This is a genomic window from Streptomyces ovatisporus, assembly GCF_042653885.1.
Classification (GTDB): Bacteria; Actinomycetota; Actinomycetes; order Streptomycetales; family Streptomycetaceae; genus Streptomyces; species Streptomyces ovatisporus.
In genome coordinates this window covers 262,680-285,315 of sequence record NZ_JBHSFH010000006.1, presented here as the reverse complement: position 1 = coordinate 285,315, position 22,636 = coordinate 262,680, and the positions used below count along the sequence as shown (strand labels likewise).

At 71.3% G+C, this 22,636-nt stretch carries 19 protein-coding genes; 15 read left to right on the top strand and 4 right to left on the bottom strand.

All coding sequences use genetic code 11. The annotated features are described in order from the left end of the window. The first annotated feature begins 187 nt into the window (after positions 1-187). The gene (locus ACFPA8_RS12495) at positions 188-1,462 is read left to right on the top strand and encodes a hypothetical protein (RefSeq protein WP_386446929.1); all 1,275 of its coding nucleotides are present in this window, start codon (positions 188-190) and stop codon (positions 1,460-1,462) included. Between the two features lie 27 nt (positions 1,463-1,489). Here ACFPA8_RS12495 and ACFPA8_RS12490 read toward each other — a convergent pair whose 3' ends face one another. The 3 genes from ACFPA8_RS12490 to ACFPA8_RS12480 all read right to left on the bottom strand — a co-directional run bounded on the left by ACFPA8_RS12490 (position 1,490) and on the right by ACFPA8_RS12480 (position 3,575). After that, positions 1,490-1,708 (bottom strand): DUF397 domain-containing protein, encoded by a 219-nt coding sequence (locus ACFPA8_RS12490; RefSeq protein ID WP_386446926.1) that lies wholly within the window; start codon positions 1,706-1,708, stop codon positions 1,490-1,492. Next, a complete protein-coding gene (locus tag ACFPA8_RS12485) occupies positions 1,684-2,532 on the bottom strand; it encodes a helix-turn-helix domain-containing protein (RefSeq protein ID WP_386446923.1) in 849 nt (282 codons plus the stop codon). The genes ACFPA8_RS12490 and ACFPA8_RS12485 overlap by 25 nt, the downstream gene beginning before the upstream one ends. 134 nt (positions 2,533-2,666) lie before the next feature. Beyond that, positions 2,667-3,575, bottom strand: coding sequence for an aminoglycoside phosphotransferase family protein (locus ACFPA8_RS12480; protein WP_386446920.1), 909 nt, complete (start codon positions 3,573-3,575; stop codon positions 2,667-2,669). Between the two features lie 263 nt (positions 3,576-3,838). Here ACFPA8_RS12480 and ACFPA8_RS12475 point away from each other — a divergent pair, with 263 nt between their 5' ends. The 4 genes from ACFPA8_RS12475 (at position 3,839) to ACFPA8_RS12460 (ending at position 9,799) form a co-directional block, all read left to right on the top strand. Beyond that, on the top strand, positions 3,839-5,290 hold the full coding sequence (locus tag ACFPA8_RS12475) for an FAD-linked oxidase C-terminal domain-containing protein (RefSeq protein ID WP_386446917.1): 1,452 nt from the start codon (positions 3,839-3,841) through the stop codon (positions 5,288-5,290). Positions 5,291-5,296: 6 nt separating this feature from the next. Further along, positions 5,297-6,547, top strand: a complete 1,251-nt coding sequence (locus tag ACFPA8_RS12470) for an FAD-binding oxidoreductase (RefSeq protein WP_386446914.1) — start codon at positions 5,297-5,299, stop codon at positions 6,545-6,547. 107 nt (positions 6,548-6,654) lie between these two features. Beyond that, positions 6,655-8,022 (top strand): (Fe-S)-binding protein, encoded by a 1,368-nt coding sequence (locus tag ACFPA8_RS12465; RefSeq protein ID WP_386446912.1) that lies wholly within the window; start codon positions 6,655-6,657, stop codon positions 8,020-8,022. 37 nt (positions 8,023-8,059) lie between these two features. Next, complete coding sequence (locus ACFPA8_RS12460) at positions 8,060-9,799, top strand: L-lactate permease (RefSeq protein ID WP_386446909.1); 1,740 nt, start codon at positions 8,060-8,062, stop codon at positions 9,797-9,799. Here ACFPA8_RS12460 and ACFPA8_RS12455 read toward each other — a convergent pair. Continuing rightward, positions 9,760-10,458, bottom strand: a complete 699-nt coding sequence (locus ACFPA8_RS12455) for a GntR family transcriptional regulator (RefSeq protein WP_386446906.1) — start codon at positions 10,456-10,458, stop codon at positions 9,760-9,762. The genes ACFPA8_RS12460 and ACFPA8_RS12455 overlap by 40 nt on opposite strands. 330 nt (positions 10,459-10,788) lie before the next feature. Here ACFPA8_RS12455 and ACFPA8_RS12450 point away from each other — a divergent pair, with 330 nt between their 5' ends. From ACFPA8_RS12450 to ACFPA8_RS12405, 10 genes are all read left to right on the top strand, one after another. Continuing rightward, positions 10,789-12,225: a GuaB1 family IMP dehydrogenase-related protein gene (locus ACFPA8_RS12450; protein WP_386446904.1), complete on the top strand. Its 1,437-nt coding sequence runs from the start codon at positions 10,789-10,791 to the stop codon at positions 12,223-12,225. A gap of 88 nt (positions 12,226-12,313) precedes the next feature. Next, positions 12,314-13,003, top strand: coding sequence for a class I SAM-dependent methyltransferase (locus ACFPA8_RS12445; RefSeq protein ID WP_386446901.1), 690 nt, complete (start codon positions 12,314-12,316; stop codon positions 13,001-13,003). Positions 13,004-13,086: 83 nt separating this feature from the next. After that, complete coding sequence (locus tag ACFPA8_RS12440; protein WP_386446899.1) at positions 13,087-13,497, top strand: VOC family protein; 411 nt, start codon at positions 13,087-13,089, stop codon at positions 13,495-13,497. 209 nt (positions 13,498-13,706) lie between these two features. After that, complete coding sequence (locus ACFPA8_RS12435; RefSeq protein ID WP_386446896.1) at positions 13,707-16,115, top strand: ATP-binding cassette domain-containing protein; 2,409 nt, start codon at positions 13,707-13,709, stop codon at positions 16,113-16,115. A 149-nt stretch (positions 16,116-16,264) separates the two neighbouring features. Next, positions 16,265-16,720: a helix-turn-helix transcriptional regulator gene (locus ACFPA8_RS12430; protein WP_386446893.1), complete on the top strand. Its 456-nt coding sequence runs from the start codon at positions 16,265-16,267 to the stop codon at positions 16,718-16,720. Positions 16,721-16,953: 233 nt separating this feature from the next. Beyond that, positions 16,954-18,462, top strand: a complete 1,509-nt coding sequence (locus ACFPA8_RS12425; protein ID WP_386446890.1) for an amino acid permease — start codon at positions 16,954-16,956, stop codon at positions 18,460-18,462. Between the two features lie 10 nt (positions 18,463-18,472). Continuing rightward, a complete protein-coding gene (locus ACFPA8_RS12420; protein ID WP_386446887.1) occupies positions 18,473-18,928 on the top strand; it encodes an Lrp/AsnC family transcriptional regulator in 456 nt (151 codons plus the stop codon). 360 nt (positions 18,929-19,288) lie between these two features. Next, entirely contained in the window at positions 19,289-20,083 is a 795-nt protein-coding gene (locus ACFPA8_RS12415; RefSeq protein ID WP_386446884.1) for a carbon-nitrogen hydrolase family protein, read from the top strand. A 138-nt stretch (positions 20,084-20,221) separates the two neighbouring features. Next, positions 20,222-21,970: a flavin monoamine oxidase family protein gene (locus ACFPA8_RS12410; RefSeq protein WP_386446881.1), complete on the top strand. Its 1,749-nt coding sequence runs from the start codon at positions 20,222-20,224 to the stop codon at positions 21,968-21,970. 88 nt (positions 21,971-22,058) lie between these two features. Continuing rightward, positions 22,059-22,586, top strand: a complete 528-nt coding sequence (locus tag ACFPA8_RS12405; protein WP_386446878.1) for a DinB family protein — start codon at positions 22,059-22,061, stop codon at positions 22,584-22,586. Positions 22,587-22,636 lie beyond the last annotated feature (50 nt).

The following is a 22,636-nucleotide window of genomic DNA, read 5'->3' as shown; positions in this document are numbered from 1 at the left end:
GCGGCTCACAAGACGACTGCGCCGGACCTCTTTCCGTGCAGCCGGCACGCGAAGACTCTCCGGGCCGGCCACGGCCGCACCCGCGCTGTGCCCGAACCACGCCGAAGGTGCCGCCGGACGGCGTCCCGGCACATAGCCTGGGGAGCGGCCGGCCCGCCCGGCACGAGCACGGAGCCGAAGGGGACGCGTGGACGAGTCACAGGCCGCTGCGGGGGCCCGGCAAGCCCTCACGGTCATCCTCCCGCTGCGGCTCACTTCGGCCCCCGACTGGCCCGAGGGGCCGCTCCCCTTCGAACTGGGGAGCCGTCGCATGGACACGGCTGCCCGTTCGCCCTACTTCGCCCCTGCCGCAGCCCGCGCACTGTACGGCGCCCCCGGCCGCCCCCGCCGCTGGCACCGGACCCTGTCGGTGCACCACGAGGGTCTGCGTCTGCACGGACTGGAGATCCTCTGCGCGGCCACCGCACGCAGTCCCGCGCATGCCCTCGCAGTGCTGCACTTCGAGGTCGCCAGACCTCTGCTGGCCGTGCTCCGTGCCATCTCCCACCGCCGGGAGAGCGGGCCCGACCCCCTCAACGGCCCCCTGGACCCGGCCGCGTTGCTCGAAGGCATCGCCGAAGTGCACGTCCACAGAGGTTCCTTCGCGATCGAGCACCCCTACACGGTCGCCTTCCTCACCCCCGGGGAGCGGCACATCCACACCCTGCGGGCCGCGCCGGACGCGCGACTTCCCCCCGGCGCCGACCGGTGGCTGTGGCAGCTCGCCTCCCGCTCGACGCCCCGGGACTTTCCCCTGGCGCCGGAGACCGCCGATGCCCAACTCGACGGAGCCGTACGCATATCGGCCGACTGGAGCGCCCTGGTGCTGCGTCAGAGCGCAGCCTTTCTCGGTCACCGCGCCGACTCCGGTGAGGGTGACTTCTACGATGTCGCCGCCCTGCGCGCCCGCACCGTCTATCTCGACGCCCTCCTGCTGGGCTCGCTCCAGCGGGACCACATCGACGCGCTGACGGACGAACTCTCAGAAGTGTTCGACTCCTCGCGTCTGTCGTCCCGGGTCGCCAGGCTGGAGAAGAGCATCGCGGTCTTCCGCAGCACCTACTGGCGCCAGCATCTGACCGCTCACGGCCCGGCCAACGAACTGCTGGTCGCCTTCCAGACGCAGCACCGGCTGCCTGCGCGGTTCGAGGAGATCCTCACCGAGGCCGCGGACTACAGCCGGCTGGTCCAGAGCCAGGAGAGCCAGCAGATCAGCGGCGCGCTGGGCATTCTCACGATCCTCGGTCTTCCCGTCGGCACCGCGCTGGGCATCCTTCAAGTGCTCGGTGACGACTCCTTGTCCCACCTGCTCACCGCCCTCGGCCTCGCCGTCGCCGCCACCGCAGCGATCCTGACCACCCGCTTCGGACGACTCGTCGTCTCCTCCTTGCGGGGAAGCATCGTGACCCGGCGCAAAGGCTGAGACGCCAGGGCGTTCGCTGCCCGGTCCTCAGAGGCGGGGGAAGGCGGGGGACTTCAGGGATTCGACGAAGGCCGTCCACGCCGCCGGGTGGAAACGCAGGGCGGGACGGGCCGGGTTCTTGCTGTCGCGGACGGGGACGGTGCCGGGGGTTCCGTCGGCGACTTCGAGGCAGTCGCCGCCGCCTCCGTCGCTGTATGTGCTCTTGCGCCATCGGGCACAGCTCACGTGACTGCCTGCGTCGCGCATGTTCCGAAATCCTCCATCGCCTGGTGGAGCAAGGCTGTTGATGCTTCGGGCGGCAGTGCTTCGGCGTGCACGAGATCGTATCGGTACGAATGCCTGGCGACCATTGCGCGTTCCTCCACCAGCTGCCCCGAGTGGCCCGCCTCCAGGTAGGCCACGTCTGGCGAGTTGTCGAACGACAGCAAGGTGAGTGAGCCGCCCATCGCCGCGTGACCCCCGGCGTCGAAGGGAAGTACCTGAAGCTCGACTCCCGGCGTCCCGGATACCCGGATGAGGCGGTCCAGCTGCTCCCGCATCACCGCGACGCCTCCGACCGGTCTGCGGATGACGGCCTCGTCGAGGACGACCCAGAGCAACGGCGGGTGCGTTCGGCGGAGAAGGCTCTGACGGCTGATACGCGCGGCGACTTTGTCGTCGATCTCTGTCCCCGTGCACCAGGGCTGACCCAGGCGGAGCACTTCACGGGCGTACGCCTCTGTCTGGAGCAGGCCCGGCACGCTGTGCGCCATGTACTTGTGCATGGCAGTCGCTCTGGCCTCGTACTCCATGAACATCCGCGCCCAGTCGGGGAACGGTGTCCGGCGGACGTGGCCCCACAAGTCGTTCAAGTCCCCGTCCGCGCCGAGGAGTTCGTCGAGTCTGCGGCCGACGTCCTCCGGTGGCGTCTCGTTGCCGAGCTCGAACTGCGCGATGCGGCTGTGGGCGACGGGGATCTTCTCGCCCAGTTCGCGCTGGGTCCAGCCGGCCCGGCCGCGCAGCTTGCGCAACTTCGCGCCGTACAGGGCTGCCAGGGAAGCGGACGGGTCAAGATCCTTCGGTGCGGGCACAGTTGCTCCCCGTCTGCGTTCCGGCAGCGATCGTCACTCACGGTGATCGTAGTCTCACCCCGCGCGCCTGTCATCCGAACCTGAGCGATACCGCAAGGGCTCCGGATACTTGAGCCGTCGTCAGCGGGCCGGTGCTAAGCCAGGAGTCCGGCGAGCGCCCGCCGGCCCGCGGGTTCCCATGTCGGCTGCCCGCCGGGCAGCCCCTGTCGCCCCGCCCTTCCGATGTCGACGAGCGACAGCGCGTGCAGTACGGCCCAGCCCTTCGCGCGGCGGACCGTCGCCGTGTCCGCTTCCCCGTAGGCGTCGAAGAAGCGTGCAGCCGCTCCGCCGGGCAGGGCGAGCCACGCGGCTGAGAGGTCGGCGGCGGGGTCGCCGGAGCAGAGTTCCCCGAAGTCGACGACGCCGGAGAGCGTTCCCCCGGAGACGACGACGTTCGCGGGGTGCAGATCGGCGTGCAGCCACACCGGCGGTCCTGCCCACTCCGGTGACGCGACGCCCTCCTCCCACACGTCTCGCAACTCGCGGGTGCGGCCGTCCGGAGCGGCGACCGGCGCCACTGCGGCGAACCGCTCCTCGAATCGGCTCGTGAGCTTCCGGAGGGGAATGCCCCGGCCCGGGTTGGACGGTGCCTCGGCGGGGGCGGGCCGGTGAAGGGCCCTGAGGAATCCCGCCATCGCGACGGCCGAGTCGGCGGCGCGGTCCATGGCGGCACGATCGCCCGGTTCACCCCTGACCCACCTCGTGACGGCCCAGGCCCGCGGGAAGACCTCCGACGGCTCACCCGCCCGTACGGGGGCCGGCACCGGAAGCGGAAGCCGCGGCGCCAGTTCGGGCAGCCACCGCTGCTCGTGGCGGAGACGGGAGGGCCCTGTGGTCGTGCGGGGCAGGCGGACGGCCAACTCGTCCCCGAGCCGCCACATCCGGTTGGCCCAGCCGCCCGCCACCAGGCGGAGCGGCAGATGTGCGAGGTCCGGGTGCTGGGCGCGCAGAAGCGAGCGCACCGACTCCTCGTCGGTGTCGGCTCCGTCCGTGAAGTCGTCCATGAGGAAGGCCTCCGCTCATCGGTTTCGTGACCACGCGGAGCATCTCCCGCCGCAGGCCGCCCACATGGCGTCTCCCGGGCGTTACCCGTGGTCATCCCTGCACAAGTCCTCGACGATCCCGTTGCAGAACATAGATGCAACGAAGGGTTGACCCATAGATACAAGGCCCCTAGGTTCCGTGTCGCGGTCTTTGAATACCGGACTTCGGAATTCGCTGAACTGCCGTTCTGCCGGGAGGACTACGGGTCAGGAGGCACGGCGCCATGATCGACACCGCCCTGCGCCAGAAGTTCGAAGCCGCACTCGGACGGGACGCCGTACTGACCGATCCGCTCCAGCTGCGGACCTACGAGTGTGACGGCCTCACCGGCTTCCGTGAAGTCCCCGCCCTCGTGCTCCTGCCCCGCACCACCGAACAAGTCTCGGCCGCGGTCACGCTGTGCGCCGAGGCGGAACTGCCCTTCGTCGCGCGAGGCGCGGGAACGGGCCTCTCCGGGGGAGCGGTGCCCGTCGCGCAAGGGGTGGTCATCTCCCTCGCGCGCATGCGGCAGGTCCTCGACTTCGACCCCGACGACCGCACAATGGTCCTCCAGCCCGGCGTCACCAACGCGGAGATCTCCAGAGTGGCCGCCCCGCACGGCCTCTACTACGCGCCCGATCCGTCCAGCCAGGTGGTGTGCACGATCGGCGGCAACGTCGCCGAGAACTCCGGCGGCGCCCACTGCGTGAAGTACGGCTTCACGGTCCACCACGTCACCGCACTGACGGTCGTGCTGCCGGACGGCTCCGTCGTGCCGCTCGGCGGGGACGCCCCGGAGAGCGCCGGTCCGGACCTGCGGGGCCTGTTCATCGGCTCCGAGGGCACGCTCGGCATCGCCACGGAGATTACGGTCCGGCTGCTGCGCACGCCGCAGAGCGTACGGACGCTCGTCGCGGACTTCCCCACCGTCGAGGCCGCGGGCGAGGCCGTCAGCGGAATCATGGCGTCCGGCATCGTGCCCGCAGCGGTGGAGATGCTCGACGCGCTCGCCATCGAGGCGAGCGAGGCCGCCGTGCACGCCGGATACAGCCTCGACGCGACGGCCGCTCTGGTCGTCGAACTCGACGGCATGGAGGACGAGTGCGACGAGCAGTTCGAGAGAGTCGTCGCCCTGTGCCGGGAGAAGGGCACCACACACATCCGCATCGCCACGGACGCCGAGGAGCGGGCACGCATCTGGAAGGGCCGCAAGGCCGCCTTCGCCGCCGTGGGACGCATCAGTCCCGACTACTTCGTGCAGGACGGCGTCGTCCCGCGTACGCGGCTGGCCGAAGCGCTGAGCCGCATCGCCGAGATGTCGCGTGCCGAAGGTCTGCGCGTCGCCAACGTCTTCCACGCGGGGGACGGCAACCTGCACCCGCTGGTGCTCTTCGACGAGCAGGCGGGCGAATCGGAGAGAGCCGAGCGGCTGTCGAGCGAGATCGCCGAGATGTGCGTCGAGTTGGGCGGGTCGCTCAGCGGCGAGCACGGCATCGGCCTCGACAAGGCGTGCTCCATGCCGAAGATGTTCGGCGAGACCGATCTCGCGGTGATGCAGCGGCTGCGCCGTTCCTTCGACCCCTGCGGACTGGCCAACCCCGGGAAGGTGCTGCCCACTCCACGGCTGTGCGGGGAGAGCCCCGGCCGCTACCGGCCGCATCCGCTGGAGGCGGCCGGCGTGATCGAAAGGTGGTGACGTGAGATGACGGACGAACCACCCGGGGCGGTACGCGAGTCGGGCGGCCCCCGGTCCGCCGGCGAGTCCGGCGAGGCGCCGCCCGCAGGTGCCCCGCGCGTACGTCCCGCGAGCCTCGCCGAGGCGGCCGAAGCGCTCGGGACGGCGGCGCGTGAGAAGCAGGCGCTGCTGTTCGACGGCGCCGGAAGCGCCCTCGACTGGGGTGCACCGGTCAGCAGGACCGACCTGGTGGTGGAGACCGGCGGCCTGGACGGGCTCGTCAGCCACGCGGCCGGGGACTGGACGGTCGGCGTGGAGGCCGGAATGCCCCTGGCCCGGCTTCAGGAGCTGCTGGCGCCCGCCGGCCAGTGGCTGCCGCTCGACGCGCCGACCGAACGTGCGGGCGCGACACTCGGCGGCCTCCTCGCCGCGGGCGACACGGGGCCGCGGCGCCTGAAGTACGGCGGTCTGAGCGACCTCGTGATCGGCGCGACGCTGGTCCTCGCCGACGGCTCCGTCGTACGGACGGGCGGCGACGTCATCAAGAACGTGGCGGGCTACGACCTGGCGAAGCTCATGGCGGGCTCACTCGGCGCGTTCGGCCTGGTGGCACAACTCAACCTGCGCGTGCACCCGTTGCCCGAGTCGACGGCCACGGTGGCGCTGGAGACCGGCGACGCCGGGCAGGCGCTGCAGGCCGCACGGGCCGTGATGCGCTCACCGCTCGAACCGGTCGCGGTCGAGTGGGAGGGAGAGCGGCTGCTGATCCGCTTCCACGGCACGGGGGAGAGCACGTCCACCCGCGGCAGGCTCGCGACGGACCTGCCCGAGCTGGCCGGTGCCCGTGTGCTCGACGAGGACGCCGAGACAACGGCATGGGAGGACCTCGCCGCCGTCATCGCGGGGGAGGACGGTCAGACGGTGCTGCGAGCCGGGACCCGCCCGGCCCGACTGCCGGAACTCCACGCGGAGTTGACGGCGCTGACGCAGGGCACGGGCGTGACGGCGAGGCTCGTCAGCGGCATCGCGCAGGGCGTGCACACCGTCGTGCTGAGCGGGGGAGAGGCGGCGGAGCACGCCGCCTGCGTCACCGCCTGGCGCGAAGCAGTGCACGGCAGCGGCGGCTCCGTGACGCTGCGGCGCCGCCGCGAAGGCGTCGACGCCCTCGCCGCCCCGTGGGGCCCCGCGCCGCCCACCGCACCCGTACTGCGCGCGCTCAAGCGGCAGTTCGACCCCGGCGGCCTCTGCGCGCCGGGCCGTTTCGCCCCCTGGTTCTGAACCGCCGCCCGCAGCACGCCCCTTGTCCCAGCCCAGAACCCAGCCCCAGAACCCGGCCCCAGACCACTCGACGATCCGTACACCCGGCCACCCACAGGGAGCGCCGCATGACCTCGCCGCACGGTGGAACGCACGACCCGCAGGCCGCGCAGGCCGCGCAGGCCCCGGCACAGGGCCCGGGCTTCGACGCCCACCACCCGCCCTCCCCGGACCTCCTCTCCGACTGCGTGCACTGCGGTTTCTGTCTGCCCGCGTGTCCCACGTACGCCCTCACGGGCGAGGAGATGAACTCACCACGCGGCCGCATCTACCAGATCAAACTCATCAGCGAAGGCGAAGCGCCCCTCGGTGAAGCCGCGGTGGGGCACTTCGACAACTGCCTCGGCTGCATGGCCTGCGTGACGGCGTGCCCGTCCGGCGTGCAGTACGACCGGCTCATCCAGAGCGTCCGTCCGCAGATCGAGCGCAACTGGGCACGCTCACGTGCCGACCGTGCCTTCCGCGGACTGATCTTCCGCCTCTTCCCCTACCCGCGGCGGCTCCGCCCGGCCGCGGTGCTGGGGGCCCTCTACCAGCGGCTCGGCGTCCGGAGCCTGCTGAAGAGAACCGGCGTGACGCGGCGGCTGCCCGCTCGGCTGCGCGCCCTGGAGGCTCTCATGCCGGACGTGCCGCTGCGCTCGGCCCTGCGCCGTACTCCCGCGCACAGCCCCGCCCGGACCCCGGGGTCCGCAACGGCCGCCCGCCGCACCGTGGGCATGGTCACCGGCTGCGTGCAGCAGGTCTTCTTCGCGCACGTCAACGAGGCGACGGTGCGGGTGCTCACGGCCGAGGGCTGCGACGTCGTCGCCCCCCGCGAGCAAGGCTGCTGCGGGGCGCTCAGCGAACACGCGGGACGTGAGGAGGAGGCCGTCGTACGGGCCAAACGGCTCATCGAGACCTTCGAAGGACTCGACGTCGACGTCATCGTCGTCAACGTGGCGGGCTGCGGTTCGGCGCTCAAGGAGTACGGACGCCTCCTCGCCGGCGATCCCGGATTCAGGGAGCGGGCGGAGCGGTTCGCCGCGAAGGTACGCGACGTCTCCGAACTCCTCGCCGAACTGCCGCCGCTCGCCCCGCGCCACCCGGTGCCGGCCCGGCTCGCCCACCACGAGGCCTGCCACCTCGCCCACGCGCAGGGCGTGCGGCAAGCACCGCGCGAAGTCCTGCGCACCGTGCCCGACCTGGAGGTCGTCGACATTCCGGAGGCGGACATGTGCTGCGGCTCGGCAGGCGTCTACAACCTCGTACAGCCCGAATCCGCCGAAGAGCTCGGCCGCCGCAAGGCCGGCAACGTCCGCTCGACCGCACCCGAAGCCGTGGTGACCGCCAACCCCGGCTGCCTGCTGCAGATTTCACGGCATCTCGACGCCGAGCTTCCCGTGCTGCACCCCGTCCAGGTCGTCGACGCCTCCATACGCGGCGTCAAGCCCTGGTGAGTCGTCCCCCGAGTCCCAACTCGCCACCGGAGGCACCGTGTTCCAACCCGTACTCGACCCGCTCGGCGGCTCGCTGGGGTGGTCGTCGCTCGTAGCGGCGCTGCCGCTGGTCGTCTTCTTCGTCATGCTGGGCATCCTGCGCATCCAGGCGTGGCTCTCGGCGCTGGCCGCACTGGCCGCCTCCGTCGTCGTGGCCGTCGCCGTCTACGGCATGCCGGTCGGCCAGAGCCTCAACTCCGCGCTGCTGGGCGCCCTGTTCGGCCTGTTCCCGATCATGTGGATCGTGGTCAACGCCCTGTGGGTCTACCAGATGACGGTCGACACAGGGCACTTCGAGGTGCTGCGCCGCTCCTTCGGCAAACTCTCGGACGACCAGCGGCTGCAGGCCGTCATCGTCGCCTTCTGCTTCGGAGCGCTCCTCGAGGCGCTGGCCGGGTTCGGGGCGCCGGTGGCGATCAGTTCGGTGATGCTCATCGCGCTGGGCTTCAAACCCTTCAAGGCCGCGACGGTGGCGCTCGTGGCGAACACGGCGCCCGTGGCGTTCGGTGCCATGGGCACCCCCGTCATCACGCTGTCCGAACTGACCGGCCTGCCGCTCGCGGACGTCTCCTCCACCGTCGGACGTCAGACCCCGCTGCTCGCGGCGATCGTGCCCGTACTGCTGGTGTACCTGGTCGACGGGCGGCGCGGGGTCAGGCAGACCTGGCTGCCCGCCTTCGCATGCGGACTCGCCTTCGCCGTCGCCCAGTTCGTCACGTCCAACTACCTCTCGGTCGAACTCACCGACGTCGTCGCCGCGCTGTTCGCCGTGGGTGTGCTGGTGGTGGTGATGCGCGCAGGGCGGACGTACACGCCCGGCGGGCCCGCACCGGCGACGGGAAGCGGCGGAGACGCGGAATCCGGCGCCGGCGACGGCTCCGCCGCCACCGGAGGCAGCAGCGGCACGGGTGGCCCGGCACCGGCCGCGAGCGATTCCCGTACCGGTCCGGGAACGGGCACGACCACCGGTACGGACACGGAAGTTCACGACAGCACCGGTGCGGCCGTGAAGGCGTACCTCCCGTACGGCGTGATCATTCTCGTCTTCGCCGTCACCCAGATCCCCTCGGTGAAGACCCTCCTCGAGAAGGGCTCCGTCCTCTTCGACTGGCCGGGCCTCGACGTCGCCGACCCCGTGAGCGGAAAGCCGGTCGCCTCCACGGTCTTCAACTTCAACTGGCTGCCCGCCACCGGCACGATGCTGCTCCTGAGCGGCGTGGTCACCGCCGTCCTGCTGGCGGTCGCACCGGGCGTCGCCGCACGGGCCTACGGCCGGACCCTCCACCAGCTGCGGTGGGCCATCCTGACCGTCGCCACCGTCCTGGCGCTCGCCTACGTGATGAACCTGTCCGGGCAGACCTCCACGATCGGCCACTTCATCGCGGGCGCCGGCGCGGCGCTGGCATTCCTCTCGCCGGTGCTGGGATGGCTGGGAGTCGCGGTGACCGGCTCCGACACCTCCGCCAACGCCCTCTTCGGCATCCTCCAGGTGACGGCCGCCAAGAACTCCGGCTACCAGCCGGAACTCCTCGCGGCCGCCAACAGCTCGGGAGGTGTCCTCGGCAAGATGCTCTCCCCGCAGAACCTCGCCATCGCCGCGGCCGCGACGGGGCTCGGCGGACGGGAGCCCGAACTGCTCCGCAAGGTCGTCGGCTGGAGCCTCGCACTGCTGCTGGTGATGTGCGTGCTGGTCTACCTTCAGTCCACGCCGGTGCTGGGGTGGATGCTGCTGTCCTGAGCGCCGCTGTCCTGATGTCCCAGAGCCGCTGCGCGGGTGCCCCGCAGGTGCCCGCGCAGCGCCGTCCGGTACCCGGCGACGTCGCCCTGCTCCAGCAGGTCGACGAGCTCGACGTGCTGGTGGTTCGTGGCCCGCAGCCTGTCGTGGTCGTGGAAGACCGCGAAGAGCCCCATCCGCTGCTGACGGTCCCGCAGACCGGCGTACAGGTCGAGCAGGATCGGGTTGTCCGCCGCGGCGACGATCATCTGGTGGAAGAGCTGGTCCGCGGCCACGAACGCCTTGCCTTCCCCGGCCTCCCGCAGCTTCCTCTGCTCCTGGAGCTGATCACGCAGGTCCCGGACGAGCTCCTCCAGCGCCCCGGGGCCCATGGACGCGACCTTCCCGGCGGCGAAGGACTCGATCAGTTCCCTCGTCTCCAGGACCGACTCGACCTCCTTGGCGGAGACGGGCACGACGACCGCGCCGCGCTTCGGGTAGAGGCGCAGCAGCCCCTCCGCCTCCAGCCGCAGGAACGCCTCCCGCACGGGCGTGCGGCTGATGCCGAGAGCGTCCGCGACGGTGCCCTCGCTGATCAGTTCGCCTCCGGCGAGGATGCCCTCGAGTATCCGCTCCTTGGCGTAGTCGTAAGCGCGCCGGGACGTGGGGAGAGCCCTTCCCACCTGCGGCCCTCCCAACATGGATGGATTCATGTGTCCGAGCGGGACATTAGATGTGCCTCAGGCGCGCTGGCAACCGGCACCGGAGGGCTGCCTCGCCCACGGTTCCGGCGGGCCAGACGGGCCAGACGGGCCAGACGGGCCAGACGGGGTCAGACGGATCAGACGGGTCTCCCGGCCGGGCGCGGAAGGCACCGGCGTGCCCGCCGCCCCCGCCTGGCCGGTCCCGCAGCGGATCGGCGATGATGGACAAAGGAGCCACAGCCCGGACGCTGCCGGCCGGCACAGACTCCCCACCCGCCCGGATGCAACAACGCAGGTGAGAGAGTCGGTATGCGATTTCTGAACGATCAGCAGCCCCCGTACGACCTGACATACGACGACGTCTTCATGGTGCCCGGCCGCTCGGCCGTCGGCTCACGGCAGGACGTGGACCTCGCGTCCCCCGACGGCAGCGGCACGACGATCCCGCTGGTCGTCGCCAACATGACGGCCATCGCCGGGCGGCGCATGGCGGAGACCGTCGCCCGCCGCGGCGGGCTCGTCGTCATCCCCCAGGACATTCCGATCGACGTCGTCGCCGAGGTCACGGCGTGGGTCAAGCGCCGTCACCTGGTGCTGGACACTCCCATCACGCTCGCGCCCACGCAGACGGCCGCCGACGCGCTGTCGCTGCTGCCCAAGCGCGCCCACGGCGCGGGCGTCGTGATCTCCGACGGGCGGCCCGTCGGCGTCGTCACCGAGAGCGACCTGACCGGGGTGGACCGCTTCACGCAGCTGTCGGAAGTGATGTCCCGCGACCTGCTCGTGCTCAAGGCCGACGTCGATCCGAGCGTGGCCTTCGCCCAGCTCGACGCCGCCCACCGCAAGCTGGCGCCCGCCGTCGACGCGGACGGCCGCCTCGCCGGCATCCTCACCCGCAAGGGCGCCCTGCGGGCAACGCTGTACACACCGGCCACGGACGCGTCCGGACGTCTGCGTGTCGCGGCCGCCGTCGGCATCAACGGCGACGTGGCGGGCAAGGCCCGTGCGCTGCTGGACGCGGGCGTCGACACCCTCGTGGTGGACACGGCGCACGGCCACCAGGAGAGCATGATCGAGGCGCTCCGGGCCGTGCGGGCGCTCAAGCCCCGGGTCCCCGTCGTGGCGGGCAACATCGTCGCCGCCGAGGGCGTACGCGACCTCGTCGAGGCCGGTGCCGACATCGTCAAGGTGGGTGTCGGGCCCGGTGCCATGTGCACCACCCGGATGATGACGGGCGTGGGCCGCCCGCAGTTCTCCGCCGTGCTGGAGTGCGCCGCCGAGGCACGCAGGTTCGGCAAGCACGTCTGGGCGGACGGCGGCATCCGTCATCCGCGGGACGTGGCGATGGCGCTGGCCGCGGGAGCGTCCAACGTGATGATCGGCTCCTGGTTCGCCGGTACGTACGAGTCGCCGGGCGATCTCCAGCAGACCGCCGACGGCCGCGCGTACAAGGAGTCCTACGGGATGGCCTCCTCCCGGGCCGTGCGCCACCGCACCAGCGAGGAGTCCGCGTACGACCGCGCCCGCAAGGCCCTCTTCGAGGAGGGCATCTCCACCTCGCGGATGTTCGTCGACCCCGGCCGCCCGGGCGTCGAGGACGTCATCGACGCGATCGTCGCGGGCCTGCGTTCCTCCTGCACCTACGCGGGGGCGGCCTCGCTCGCCGAGTTCGCGGAGAAGGCCGTCGTGGGCGTGCAGAGCGCCGCCGGCTACGCGGAGGGCAAGCCACTGCACGTCAGCTGGTGAACGGCATCCCGGTGGCGGTGCCCGTCCGGCTTTCGTCCTGGAGCGAATCAGTACCGGACGGGGCCGGGCGGAGGCTGCGATACGCGACATGACGACCTTCACACGTGACGGACACAGCGGCAGCGGCAGCGGCGAATTCACCCCCGACGGCTGCTCGGTGGAGATGTACGCCCGCCTCCCCGAGAACGGCGAGACGGCCGTCATCGCCGCCGCCGTGCCGACCGGCGGCACTCTCCTCGAACTCGGCGCCGGGGCGGGCCGGATGACGCGGCCGCTGCTGGAACGCGGCTTCGACGTCACCGCCGTCGACGAGTCCGAGGCGATGCTCGCGAAGATCGACGGAGCACCGACGGTGCACGCGCCGATCGAGGGCCTCGACCTCGGAAGGCGCTTCGACGTGGTGACGCTCGCCTCCTTCCTCGTCAACACGGCGGACGACGCCCACCGGGGGCGGCTGCTGCGCACCTGCGCCCGCCACGTCGCCCCCGGCGGCTGCGTCCTCATCCAGCGCGAACCCGACGGGCTGCACAGGACGCTGAAACCGGGAAGCACGTGGAGCCGAGGGGAGATGACCGTGTCGGTCGTCTCGCTGGAGCCGGTGGGGGAGAACGTCTCCAGGACGTGCATCCGCTACGACTTCGAGGACAGGCACTGGACCCAGACCTTCTACTCGCACGCCCTGAGCACACCCCGCTTCGAAGCCGCCCTCGCCGAGGCGGGGCTGACGGTGGACGGCTACCTCACCGAGGACCGGTCGTGGGTGAGGGCACGGCCGTGACCTCGGCCCGCACCGGGCGGGCCGTTCCCGAACGATCAGGAATCGAGAAGCCCGGTCAGCCGGCCGCGGCTAGCGTGACAGCCATGGACATCACCATTCACGCGAGTTTCCTCCCGCACACCGATCCGGACGCATCCCTCGTCTTCTACCGCGACACCCTCGGCTTCGAGGTCCGCAACGACGTCGGATACGAGGGGATGCGCTGGCTCACGGTCGGCCCCGCCGACCAGCCCGGCACGTCCATCGTCCTGTATCCGCCCGCCGCCGACCCCGGTGTCACCGAGGACGAACGCCGCACCATCACCGAGATGATGGCCAAGGGCACCTACGCCTCGCTCGTCCTGGCCACCGCCGACCTCGACGGCGCCTTCGAGCGGGTGCAGGCCGGCAGCACCGAAGTCGTGCAGGAGCCGGCCGAGCAGCCGTACGGCGTTCGCGACTGCGCGGTCCGGGACCCCGCGGGCAACCTGCTCCGCATCCAGGAACTGCGCTGAGCCGCCCGGCCGGCGCCGGCCGCGCCGGCACGGGCGTCGCGCGTGCCGGCAGATCCGCCGGCCGGGTAATCACCGGCAGACCGTTGCCGCGGCCACGCCGGACGAAGTAGAACCAGACGTACTGCTCGAAACGGTCAGACCGCGACGCCGGGCGACACCGGCACGAAGCACACCGCGAAGGCGGCCCCCGCCTCACAGATGGAGACACGATGAGCAAGGCCACGAGGACGGACAGGCAGTCGCCTGCGCTGCACGATGCCGACAGCCACGACATGATCCGCGTGCACGGCGCGCGTGTGAACAACCTCAAGGACGTCAGCATCGAGATCCCGAAGCGCCGGCTGACGGTGTTCACCGGCGTCTCCGGCTCGGGCAAGAGCTCGCTGGTGTTCGGCACGATCGCCGCGGAGTCGCAGCGGCTGATCAACGAGACCTACAGCGCCTTCGTGCAGGGCTTCATGCCGACGCTGGCGCGGCCCGAGGTGGACGTGCTGGACGGGCTGACGACCGCGATCATCGTCGACCAGCAGCGGATGGGCGGCGACATCCGCTCCACGGTCGGCACCGCGACCGACGCCAACGCCATGCTGCGCATCCTCTTCAGCCGGCTCGGGAAGCCGTACGTCGGCTCGCCCAACGCGTTCTCCTTCAACGTCGCCTCGGTCAAGGCGAGCGGTGCGATCACGGTCGACCGCGGTGCCGACAAGTCCAAGGCCGAGAAGGTGACCTTCAGCCGGACCGGCGGCATGTGCACGCGCTGCGAAGGCCGGGGCACGGTCTCCGACATCGACCTCACCCAGCTCTACGACGACTCCAAGTCGATCGCCGAGGGCGCGTTCACCATCCCCGGCTGGAAGTCGGACAGCTGGTGGAGCGTGCGGATCTACGCCGAGTCGGGCTTCCTCGACCCGGACAAGCCGATCCGCGAGTTCACCGAGAAGGAGATGCGCGACTTCCTCCACCGGGAACCGACCAAGGTCAAGGTCGAGGGCGTGAACTTCACCTACGAAGGGCTGATCCCCAAGATCCAGAAGTCGTTCCTGTCCAAGGACAAGGAGGCGATGCAGCCGCACATCCGGGCTTTCGTCGAGCGGGCGGTCACCTTCACCGCCTGCCCCGACTGCGGTGGCACCCGGCTCAGCGAGGCGGCCCGTTCGTCGAAGATCAAGAAGATCAGCATCGCCGACGCCTGCGCGATGCAGATCAGCGACCTCGCCGAGTGGGTCCGCGGCCTCGACGAGCCGTCGGTGGCTCCGCTGCTCACCACGCTGCAGCACACGCTCGACTCCTTCGTGGAGATCGGCCTCGGCTACCTCTCCCTTGACCGGCCGTCGGGCACGCTGTCCGGCGGCGAGGCGCAGCGCGTCAAGATGATCCGCCACCTCGGTTCCTCACTCACCGACGTCACCTACGTCTTCGACGAGCCCACCATCGGCCTGCACCCCCACGACATCCAGCGGATGAACGACCTGCTGCTGCGGCTGCGGGACAAGGGCAACACGGTGCTGGTCGTGGAGCACAAGCCGGAGACGATCGCGATCGCCGACCACGTCGTGGACCTCGGTCCCGGCGCCGGTACGGAGGGCGGGGCCGTCTGCTTCGAGGGCAGCGTCGAGGGGCTGCGGGCCGGGGACACCATCACGGGCCGTCACCTCGACGACCGGGCCACTCTGAAGGAGAAGGTCCGTACGCCCAACGGCGCCCTGGAGATCCGCGGCGCGACCACGCACAACCTGCGCGGCGTCGACGTCGACATCCCCCTCGGCGCACTCGTCGTGATCACCGGCGTCGCCGGCTCCGGCAAGAGCTCGCTCGTGCACGGGTCGCTGGTCGGCAGGCGGGGGACCGCCGAGGGCGTCGTGGCGATCGACCAGGGCGCGATCCGCGGCTCGCGGCGGAGCAACCCGGCGACGTACACGGGCCTCCTCGACCCGGTCCGCAAGGCGTTCGCGAAGGCCAACGGTGTGAAGCCGGGGCTGTTCAGCGCCAACTCCGAGGGCGCCTGCCCCACCTGCAACGGCGCCGGCGTCATCTACACCGACCTGGCGATGATGGCGGGCGTCGCCACCACCTGCGAGGAGTGCGAGGGGAAGCGGTTCCAGGCATCGGTGCTGGACCACCACCTGGGGGGCCGCGACATCAGCGAGGTGCTGGCGATGTCGGTGGCCGAGGCGGAGGAGTTCTTCGGCGCCGGCGAGGCGCGCACCCCGGCCGCACACCGCGTCCTCGACCGCCTGGCCGACGTCGGGCTCGGCTACCTGAGGCTCGGCCAGCCGCTGACCACGCTGTCCGGCGGCGAGCGGCAGCGGCTCAAGCTGGCCACCCACATGGGAGAGAAGGGCGGCGTCTACATCCTCGACGAGCCGACCACCGGCCTCCACCTCGCCGACGTCGAGCAGTTGCTCGGACTCCTCGACCGGCTCGTCGACTCCGGCAAGTCGGTCATCGTCATCGAGCACCACCAGGCGGTCATGTCGCACGCCGACTGGATAATCGACCTCGGCCCCGGCGCCGGCCACGACGGCGGCCGGATCGTCTTCGAGGGCACACCCGCCGACCTGGTCGCCGAACGCTCCACGCTCACCGGCGAGCACCTCGCGGCCTACGTCGGTTCCTGACCGGGGCAGCCGCGGATACCGTGGGACGGGTTCGGGCATCCGGCCGGACCCGTCCTGCGCGGCCGGCACGCGCAGGAGTACGACCCGTCCCACGCGGCGGGCAGGCGCAGGAGTAGACGATCCGGGAACCGGCTCGGGAGAATACGGACATGCCACGCAACCGCTCGACGCCCGAGGAACAACGCCTGCGCGACCTCGCGGTCCTGCGCCGCGTCCGCGACCGGATCGACAGGGAGTACGCCCAGCCGCTGGACGTCGAGGCGCTCGCCCGCGGCGCGCACATGTCGGCCGGCCACCTCAGCCGCCAGTTCCGGATCGCCTACGGCGAGTCCCCGTACGGCTACCTCATGACGAGGCGCATCGAGCGCGCGATGGCGCTGCTGCGCCGGGGCGACCTCAGCGTCACCGAGGTCTGCTTCGCGGTCGGCTGCTCCTCGCTGGGCACCTTCAGCACCCGGTTCACAGAGCTGGTCGGCATGCCGCCCAGCACCTACCGGCGTGAGGCGGCGCTCGCGACGTCGGGGATGCCGTCGTGCGTGGCGAAGCAGGTGACCAGGCCGGTCAGGAGCCGCCCGGCGACGGTCACCGAACCGCAGCCGGCGTGACCGCCGAGGACGTCCTCCTGCCCGCGGCGACCACTCACGGGTGAGGGCCGTGCGCAGCCGCCGGACGTACCCGGCGGACGTATCCGGCGGCTCCTCCTGAACGATCGGCACCCGAAGCCTTCCGGCGCGCAACGGATCGCCGCACATGCGCAAGGAAGCCCCGTTACCCGGGGCGGTCGGCGGCTCGTAGGGTCGGTGCGCCACGCGAGACCGACCGCAAGGAGACCGACGCCGTGCCGGATCAGGGAACCGAGCTGTTCTCCCCGAACCAGCCCCACACGCCCCCGGGCACCGCCGCGCGGCTCATGCGCCGCAAACCGGTCGAAGCGCTCGTCGCGCAGAGCGGCCACGGCGCGGGCGGTGAGCTCCGCCGCAGCCTCGGACTGTGGCAGCTGACCATGATCAGCATCGGTGCGACGCTGGGCACCGGCATCTTCGTCGTACTCGGCGAGGCAGTACCCGACGCGGGCCCCGCCGTCATCGTCTCCTTCGTGATCGCGGGACTGACCGCGCTGTTCTCCGCGCTCTCCTACGCCGAACTGGCGGGCACCATCCCCGTCGCGGGCTCCTCGTACTCCTACGCGTACGCCACCATGGGCGAGTTCGTCGCCTGGGTGTGCGGATGGTGTCTGCTGCTGGAGTACGGCGTGTCGGTCGCGGCCGTAGCCGTCGGCTGGGGGCAGTACATCGACGAACTCCTCGGCGGAGCCTTCGGGTTGAGCCTGCCGCAGGCGCTCTCCGCACCACCCGGCGAAGGCGGGCTGTTCAATGTGCCCGCGCTGGCGGTCGTACTGCTGGCCATGGTCTTCCTCCTCGGCGGTGCGAAGGAGAGCGCCCGCGCGAACACCGTCATGGTGGCCGTGAAGATTTTGGCACTGCTCCTCTTCTGCGGCGTCGCCGCCATGGGCATCCGGGCCGGGAACTACCAGCCGTTCATGCCGCTGGGCATGGCCGGCGTCAGCGCCGCGGGCGCCACCCTCTTCTTCTCCTACATCGGGTTCGACGCCGCCTCCACCGCCGGGGAGGAGGCCAGGAACCCCCAGCGCGACCTGCCGCGCGCCATCCTGCTCTCCCTCGCCGTGGTCACCGCGCTCTACTGCCTGGTCGCCGCCGTCGCGGTGGGCGCCGAGCCGTGGAGGGACTTCGAGGGCTCCGAGGCGGGTCTCGCCGCGATCCTGCGGCACGTCACAGGCCAGGACGTCTGGTCGCTGCTGCTCGCCTTCGGCGCCGTCGTCGCCATCGCCTCGGTCGTACTGACGGTGCTGTACGGGCAGACCCGCATCCTCTTCGCGATGTCGCGGGACGGCCTGGTGCCGGGAGTCTTCTCCAGGGTCGACCCCAGGAGCGGGACGCCGCGGGCCAACACCGTCATCGTCGCCGTCTTCTGCGGGACCCTCGCGGCGGCCGTGCCGCTGGGCCGGCTCGCCGACGCCACCAGCATCGGCACGCTCTTCGCCTTCGGCCTCGTCAACGTCGCCGTACTCGTCCTGCGCCGCACCCGTCCCACGATGCGGCGGACGTTCAGGGTGCCCGCCTCGCCGCTGGTGCCGCTGACCGGAGTGGCACTGTGCCTGTGGATGATGTTCAGTCTCGACGCCGTCACCTGGGCGGTGTTCGGCGTGTGGATGGCCGTGGGCGCTGTGGTCTACTTCGGCTACGGAATGCGCCGTTCCCGGCTGCAGACCGCGCCGTCGGCCCCACCGGGGACACCCCCGTCGGACACCGCGAGCACGGAAGAGTGACCCACCCGCAGTGCCTCTGAACGAACTCGACGAAGCGATCGTCCACGTCCTCGCAGAGGACGCCCGCCGCTCCTACGCCGACATCGGCGCCGAGGTCGGCCTCTCCGCCCCCGCAGTCAAACGGCGCGTCGACCGGCTGCGGGAGGAGGGTGCCATCACCGGCTTCACGGTGCGCGTGGACCCGGCGGCACTCGGCTGGGAGACGGAGGGCTACATCGAGATGTACTGCCGCTCGAAGACGGCACCCGAGGACATCCGGCGGGCGCTGGCCCGCTATCCGGAGGTCGCCTCCGCCTCCACCGTCACCGGGGAGGCAGACGCCGTCGTGCAGATCTTCGCCTCCGACATGCGCCACTTCGAGCAGGTGCTGGAGCGCATCGCGGGGGAGGCGTTCGTGGAGCGTACGAAGTCTGTGCTGGTCCTCTCGCCCCTGCTCCGCCGCTACACGGCGGGCGCACCGCGCTGAGGACGGACCGGGGCGGTCCGGCACGGTCCGGGACGGGGCTCCGGACCGGGGCGTGACAGGCGCGCGCCTCCTTCGCCTTCAGCTGCCTGGTTCAGCTGCCCGGTCAGCGTCCGCCGGGTGCCGGAGCCGGTGAACCGGCGGGCCCCGGCGCCGCCTCCGCGGTGCTGCACGCCCTGAGCCCGGCCACCTGCGCAACGAATCACCGCGGAGGCCGCGACAGACGCAACGAAGAGCGCATCGACGCGCAACAGATGAGTATTGTCCGCCGGTGGGCGGGACCGTAGCGTCGAAACGTACCCACGCACGTCTGTACGCACCTGCCTCCGGCCCGCGTACATCCCACCCCGAGTCAGAGGTTCCATGACGTCGCTGCGCGTTGCGCTGCTCCAGGGCCCCGCCGGCACCCCCGGGTCCGGCCGCGACTGCCTCGCCGCGCTCGATGACGCCGCCCGGCGGGCGGCTGCCGCGGGCGCGCGGCTGCTGGTGACGCCCGAACTGTCCCTCACGGGCTACGCACTCGGGGACGGCGTCGCCGCAGCAGCGGAAGCCGCGGACGGCCCCTCGCCCCGCGCGGCCGCCCGTATCGCCTCCCGCCACGGCGTCGCCGTCGTCTACGGCTACCCGGAGCGGCACGGCGAGGCCGTGCACAACTCCGCCGCCCTCGTCGGACCGGACGGGAAGACGCTCGCCGGCTACCGCAAGACCCACCTCTACGGCGGCTACGAACGCGCCCACTACACACCCGGCGACCAACTCGTCGCCCAGGCGGACCTGGAGGGAGTCCGCGTCGGGCTTCTCGTCTGCTACGACGTGGAGTTCCCGGAGACGGTGCGGGCCCACGCGCTCGCCGGAACCGAACTGCTGGTCGTGCCCACCGCGCTGATGAGGCCGTACGACATCGTCGCCGAGACGCTCGTCCCGGCACGCGCCTGGGAGAACCAGCTCTACATCGCCTACGCCAACCGTACGGGCCGCGAAGGGGAGTTCGACTTCGCGGGCCTCAGCCGTCTGGCAGCCCCCGACGGCTCGGTACCCGCACGAGCGGGCCGCGGCGAGGAACTGCTCGTCGCCGAGGTGGACACGGGCCGCCTGCCGGCCTCCAGGGAGCAGAACCCGTACCTGACCGACCGCCGACCCGGCCTCTACACCGCCTGACGCGCGCCTCGGCGAGGGCACACCCGGGGCGTTCCCTGCCCCGGCACCTCGCACCGGCCGGCCATCCGGCCCGCCCGACCGGCCCGCCCCGACGCCCACCCGGCCCGCCGCCGCGACCCGACAGGAGAAGCACGCACGATGACGTCCACGGTGCCCACGGCCGTACACGAGGAGCAGCAGGCCGCGGCCGGCTCCGCGCGGCCGCTGACCATGTTCGGTCCCGACTTCCCCTTCGCCTACGACGACTTCCTCGCCCATCCCGCCGGCCTCGGCTCCGTCCCGGCCACCGAACTCGGCACCGAGGTCGCCGTCGTCGGCGGCGGGCTGTCCGGCATCGTCGCCGCCTACGAACTGATGAAGACCGGCCTCAAGCCCGTCGTCTACGAGGCCGACCAGATCGGCGGGCGGCTGCGCACCGCGTCCTTCGAGGGGTGCGAGGGCCAACTGACGGCGGAGATGGGCGCGATGCGCTTCCCGCCGTCCTCCACGGCCTTCCACCACTACGTCGAGCTCACCGGTCTGGAGACGGCGCCCTTCCCCAACCCGCTGGCTCCGGACACCCCTTCGACGGTGGTGGACCTCAAGGGGCAGACGCACTACGCCCGGACACTGGACGACCTGCCCCCTGTGTTCCACCAGGTCATGGACGCCTGGAACGCGTGCCTGGAGGACGGTGCCCGTTTCTCCGACATGCAGCGCGCCGTACGGGAACGCGACGTGCCGCGCATCAGGGAGATCTGGTCCGCCCTCGTCGAGAAGCTCGACAACCAGACCTTCTACGGCTTCCTGTGCGACTCCCCGTCCTTCTCCTCCTTCCGGCACCGCGAGATCTTCGGCCAGGTGGGCTTCGGCACGGGAGGCTGGGACACCGACTTCCCCAACTCCATATTGGAGATCCTCCGCGTCGTCTACACGGGCGCCGACGACGACCACCGCGGCATCGTCGGCGGCAGCCAGCAACTCCCGCTCCGGCTCTGGGAGTTCGAGCCCGACAAACTCACGCACTGGCCGCGCGGCACCTCTCTCGCCTCGCTGCACCCGGGCAGGGGCCCGGGCCGCCGGTCCGAGGGGGGACCCCGTCCCGCCGTGACCCGGCTGCACCGCACCGCGGGCAACCGCATCACCGTCACCGACTCCGACGGGGACATCCGCACCTACCGGGCGGTGGTCTTCACCGCCCAGTCGTGGATGCTGCTCAGCAAGATCGACTGCGACGAGGCGCTGCTGCCCATCGACCACTGGACGGCGGTGGAGCGCACCCACTACATGGAGTCCTCGAAGCTCTTCGTACCCGTCGACCGGCCGTTCTGGCTGGACACGGCGGTCGACGACAAGGGGGAGCCGACCGGGCGGGACACGATGAGCATGACGCTCACCGACCGCATGACGCGCGGGACCTACCTGCTGGACAACGGCCCGGACCGCCCCGCAGTCATCTGCCTGTCGTACACCTGGTGCGACGACAGCCTCAAGTGGCTGCCGCTGGACGCGAACCAGCGCATGGAAGTGATGCTGAAGTCGCTCGGCGAGATCTACCCGGACGTCGACATCAGGAAGCACATCACCGGCAGCCCCCTGACCGTCTCCTGGGAGAACGAGCCGTACTTCATGGGCGCGTTCAAGGCCAACCTCCCCGGCCACTACCGGTACCAGCGGCGGCTGTTCACCCACTTCATGCAGGACCGCCTGCCGTCGGACAAGCGCGGCCTCTTCCTCGCCGGGGACGACATCTCCTGGACGGCGGGCTGGGCGGAGGGCGCGGTGCAGACGGCGCTCAACGCGGTCTGGGGCGTGCTGCACCACCTCGGCGGCGGCACCGACCCCTCGAACCCCGGACCGGGCGACGTCTACGACGGGATCGCGCCGGTGGAGCTGCCGGAGGACTGAGGAAGCGCACGTGGCCGCCGCGCGTGGAGCCCGCCCCGTCCCCGGAAAACCGCTTTCGGGAGCGGGGCGGGCGTGTCAGGGTCTCCCGGTGACCGACTCCCGGTGTGACCTGCTGCGCTTCCAGTTCGACCTGACATGGTCGCTCTTCGAATACCACTTGGAGCGGCTGACTCCCGCCGACTTCCTGTGGGAACCGGTCTCCCTCTGCTGGACGGTGCGCCAGGACGGCGCCGGCGCGTGGGTGCCGGACTGGGCGGAGAGCGAACCGGACCCCGTGCCCGTCCCCACCATCGCCTGGCTGAGCTGGCACATCGGCTGGTGGTGGGGGGTGACCCTCGACCACGTGCGGGGACGCACACCGCGGGAGCACACAGAGATCACCTGGCCGGGGCCGGGGGAACCGGCTGTCGAAGGGCTTCGCAGCCTGCGTGAGGAATGGCTGGCGGTGCTGGACGAGTTCACCGGGACAGACCTGGACGCCGCCGCGCCGTTCCCCTGGCCGGACGACTCGGGCCGCACCGTGGCGCACATGGCGGGCTGGGTGAACTCCGAGCTGATGAAGAACGCCGCGGAGATCGGTCAGCTTCGGCTGCTGCGTACCGCCTCGTCGGGGTGACACGTCGCGGTTCGAGTCGCACGGGGCCCGTCCCGGCCCACCCGTCGTGG

Coding starts and splice junctions, on each gene's coding strand:
- ACFPA8_RS12490 (WP_386446926.1), bottom strand. CDS start 1,708: ATGCGCGACGCAGGCAGTCACGTGAGCTGTGCCCGATGGCGCAAGAGC.
- ACFPA8_RS12480 (WP_386446920.1), bottom strand. CDS start 3,575: ATGGACGACTTCACGGACGGAGCCGACACCGACGAGGAGTCGGTGCGC.
- ACFPA8_RS12475 (WP_386446917.1), top strand. CDS start 3,839: ATGATCGACACCGCCCTGCGCCAGAAGTTCGAAGCCGCACTCGGACGG.
- ACFPA8_RS12470 (WP_386446914.1), top strand. CDS start 5,297: ATGACGGACGAACCACCCGGGGCGGTACGCGAGTCGGGCGGCCCCCGG.
- ACFPA8_RS12465 (WP_386446912.1), top strand. CDS start 6,655: ATGACCTCGCCGCACGGTGGAACGCACGACCCGCAGGCCGCGCAGGCC.
- ACFPA8_RS12450 (WP_386446904.1), top strand. CDS start 10,789: ATGCGATTTCTGAACGATCAGCAGCCCCCGTACGACCTGACATACGAC.
- ACFPA8_RS12445 (WP_386446901.1), top strand. CDS start 12,314: ATGACGACCTTCACACGTGACGGACACAGCGGCAGCGGCAGCGGCGAA.
- ACFPA8_RS12440 (WP_386446899.1), top strand. CDS start 13,087: ATGGACATCACCATTCACGCGAGTTTCCTCCCGCACACCGATCCGGAC.
- ACFPA8_RS12435 (WP_386446896.1), top strand. CDS start 13,707: ATGAGCAAGGCCACGAGGACGGACAGGCAGTCGCCTGCGCTGCACGAT.
- ACFPA8_RS12430 (WP_386446893.1), top strand. CDS start 16,265: ATGCCACGCAACCGCTCGACGCCCGAGGAACAACGCCTGCGCGACCTC.
- ACFPA8_RS12415 (WP_386446884.1), top strand. CDS start 19,289: ATGACGTCGCTGCGCGTTGCGCTGCTCCAGGGCCCCGCCGGCACCCCC.
- ACFPA8_RS12410 (WP_386446881.1), top strand. CDS start 20,222: ATGACGTCCACGGTGCCCACGGCCGTACACGAGGAGCAGCAGGCCGCG.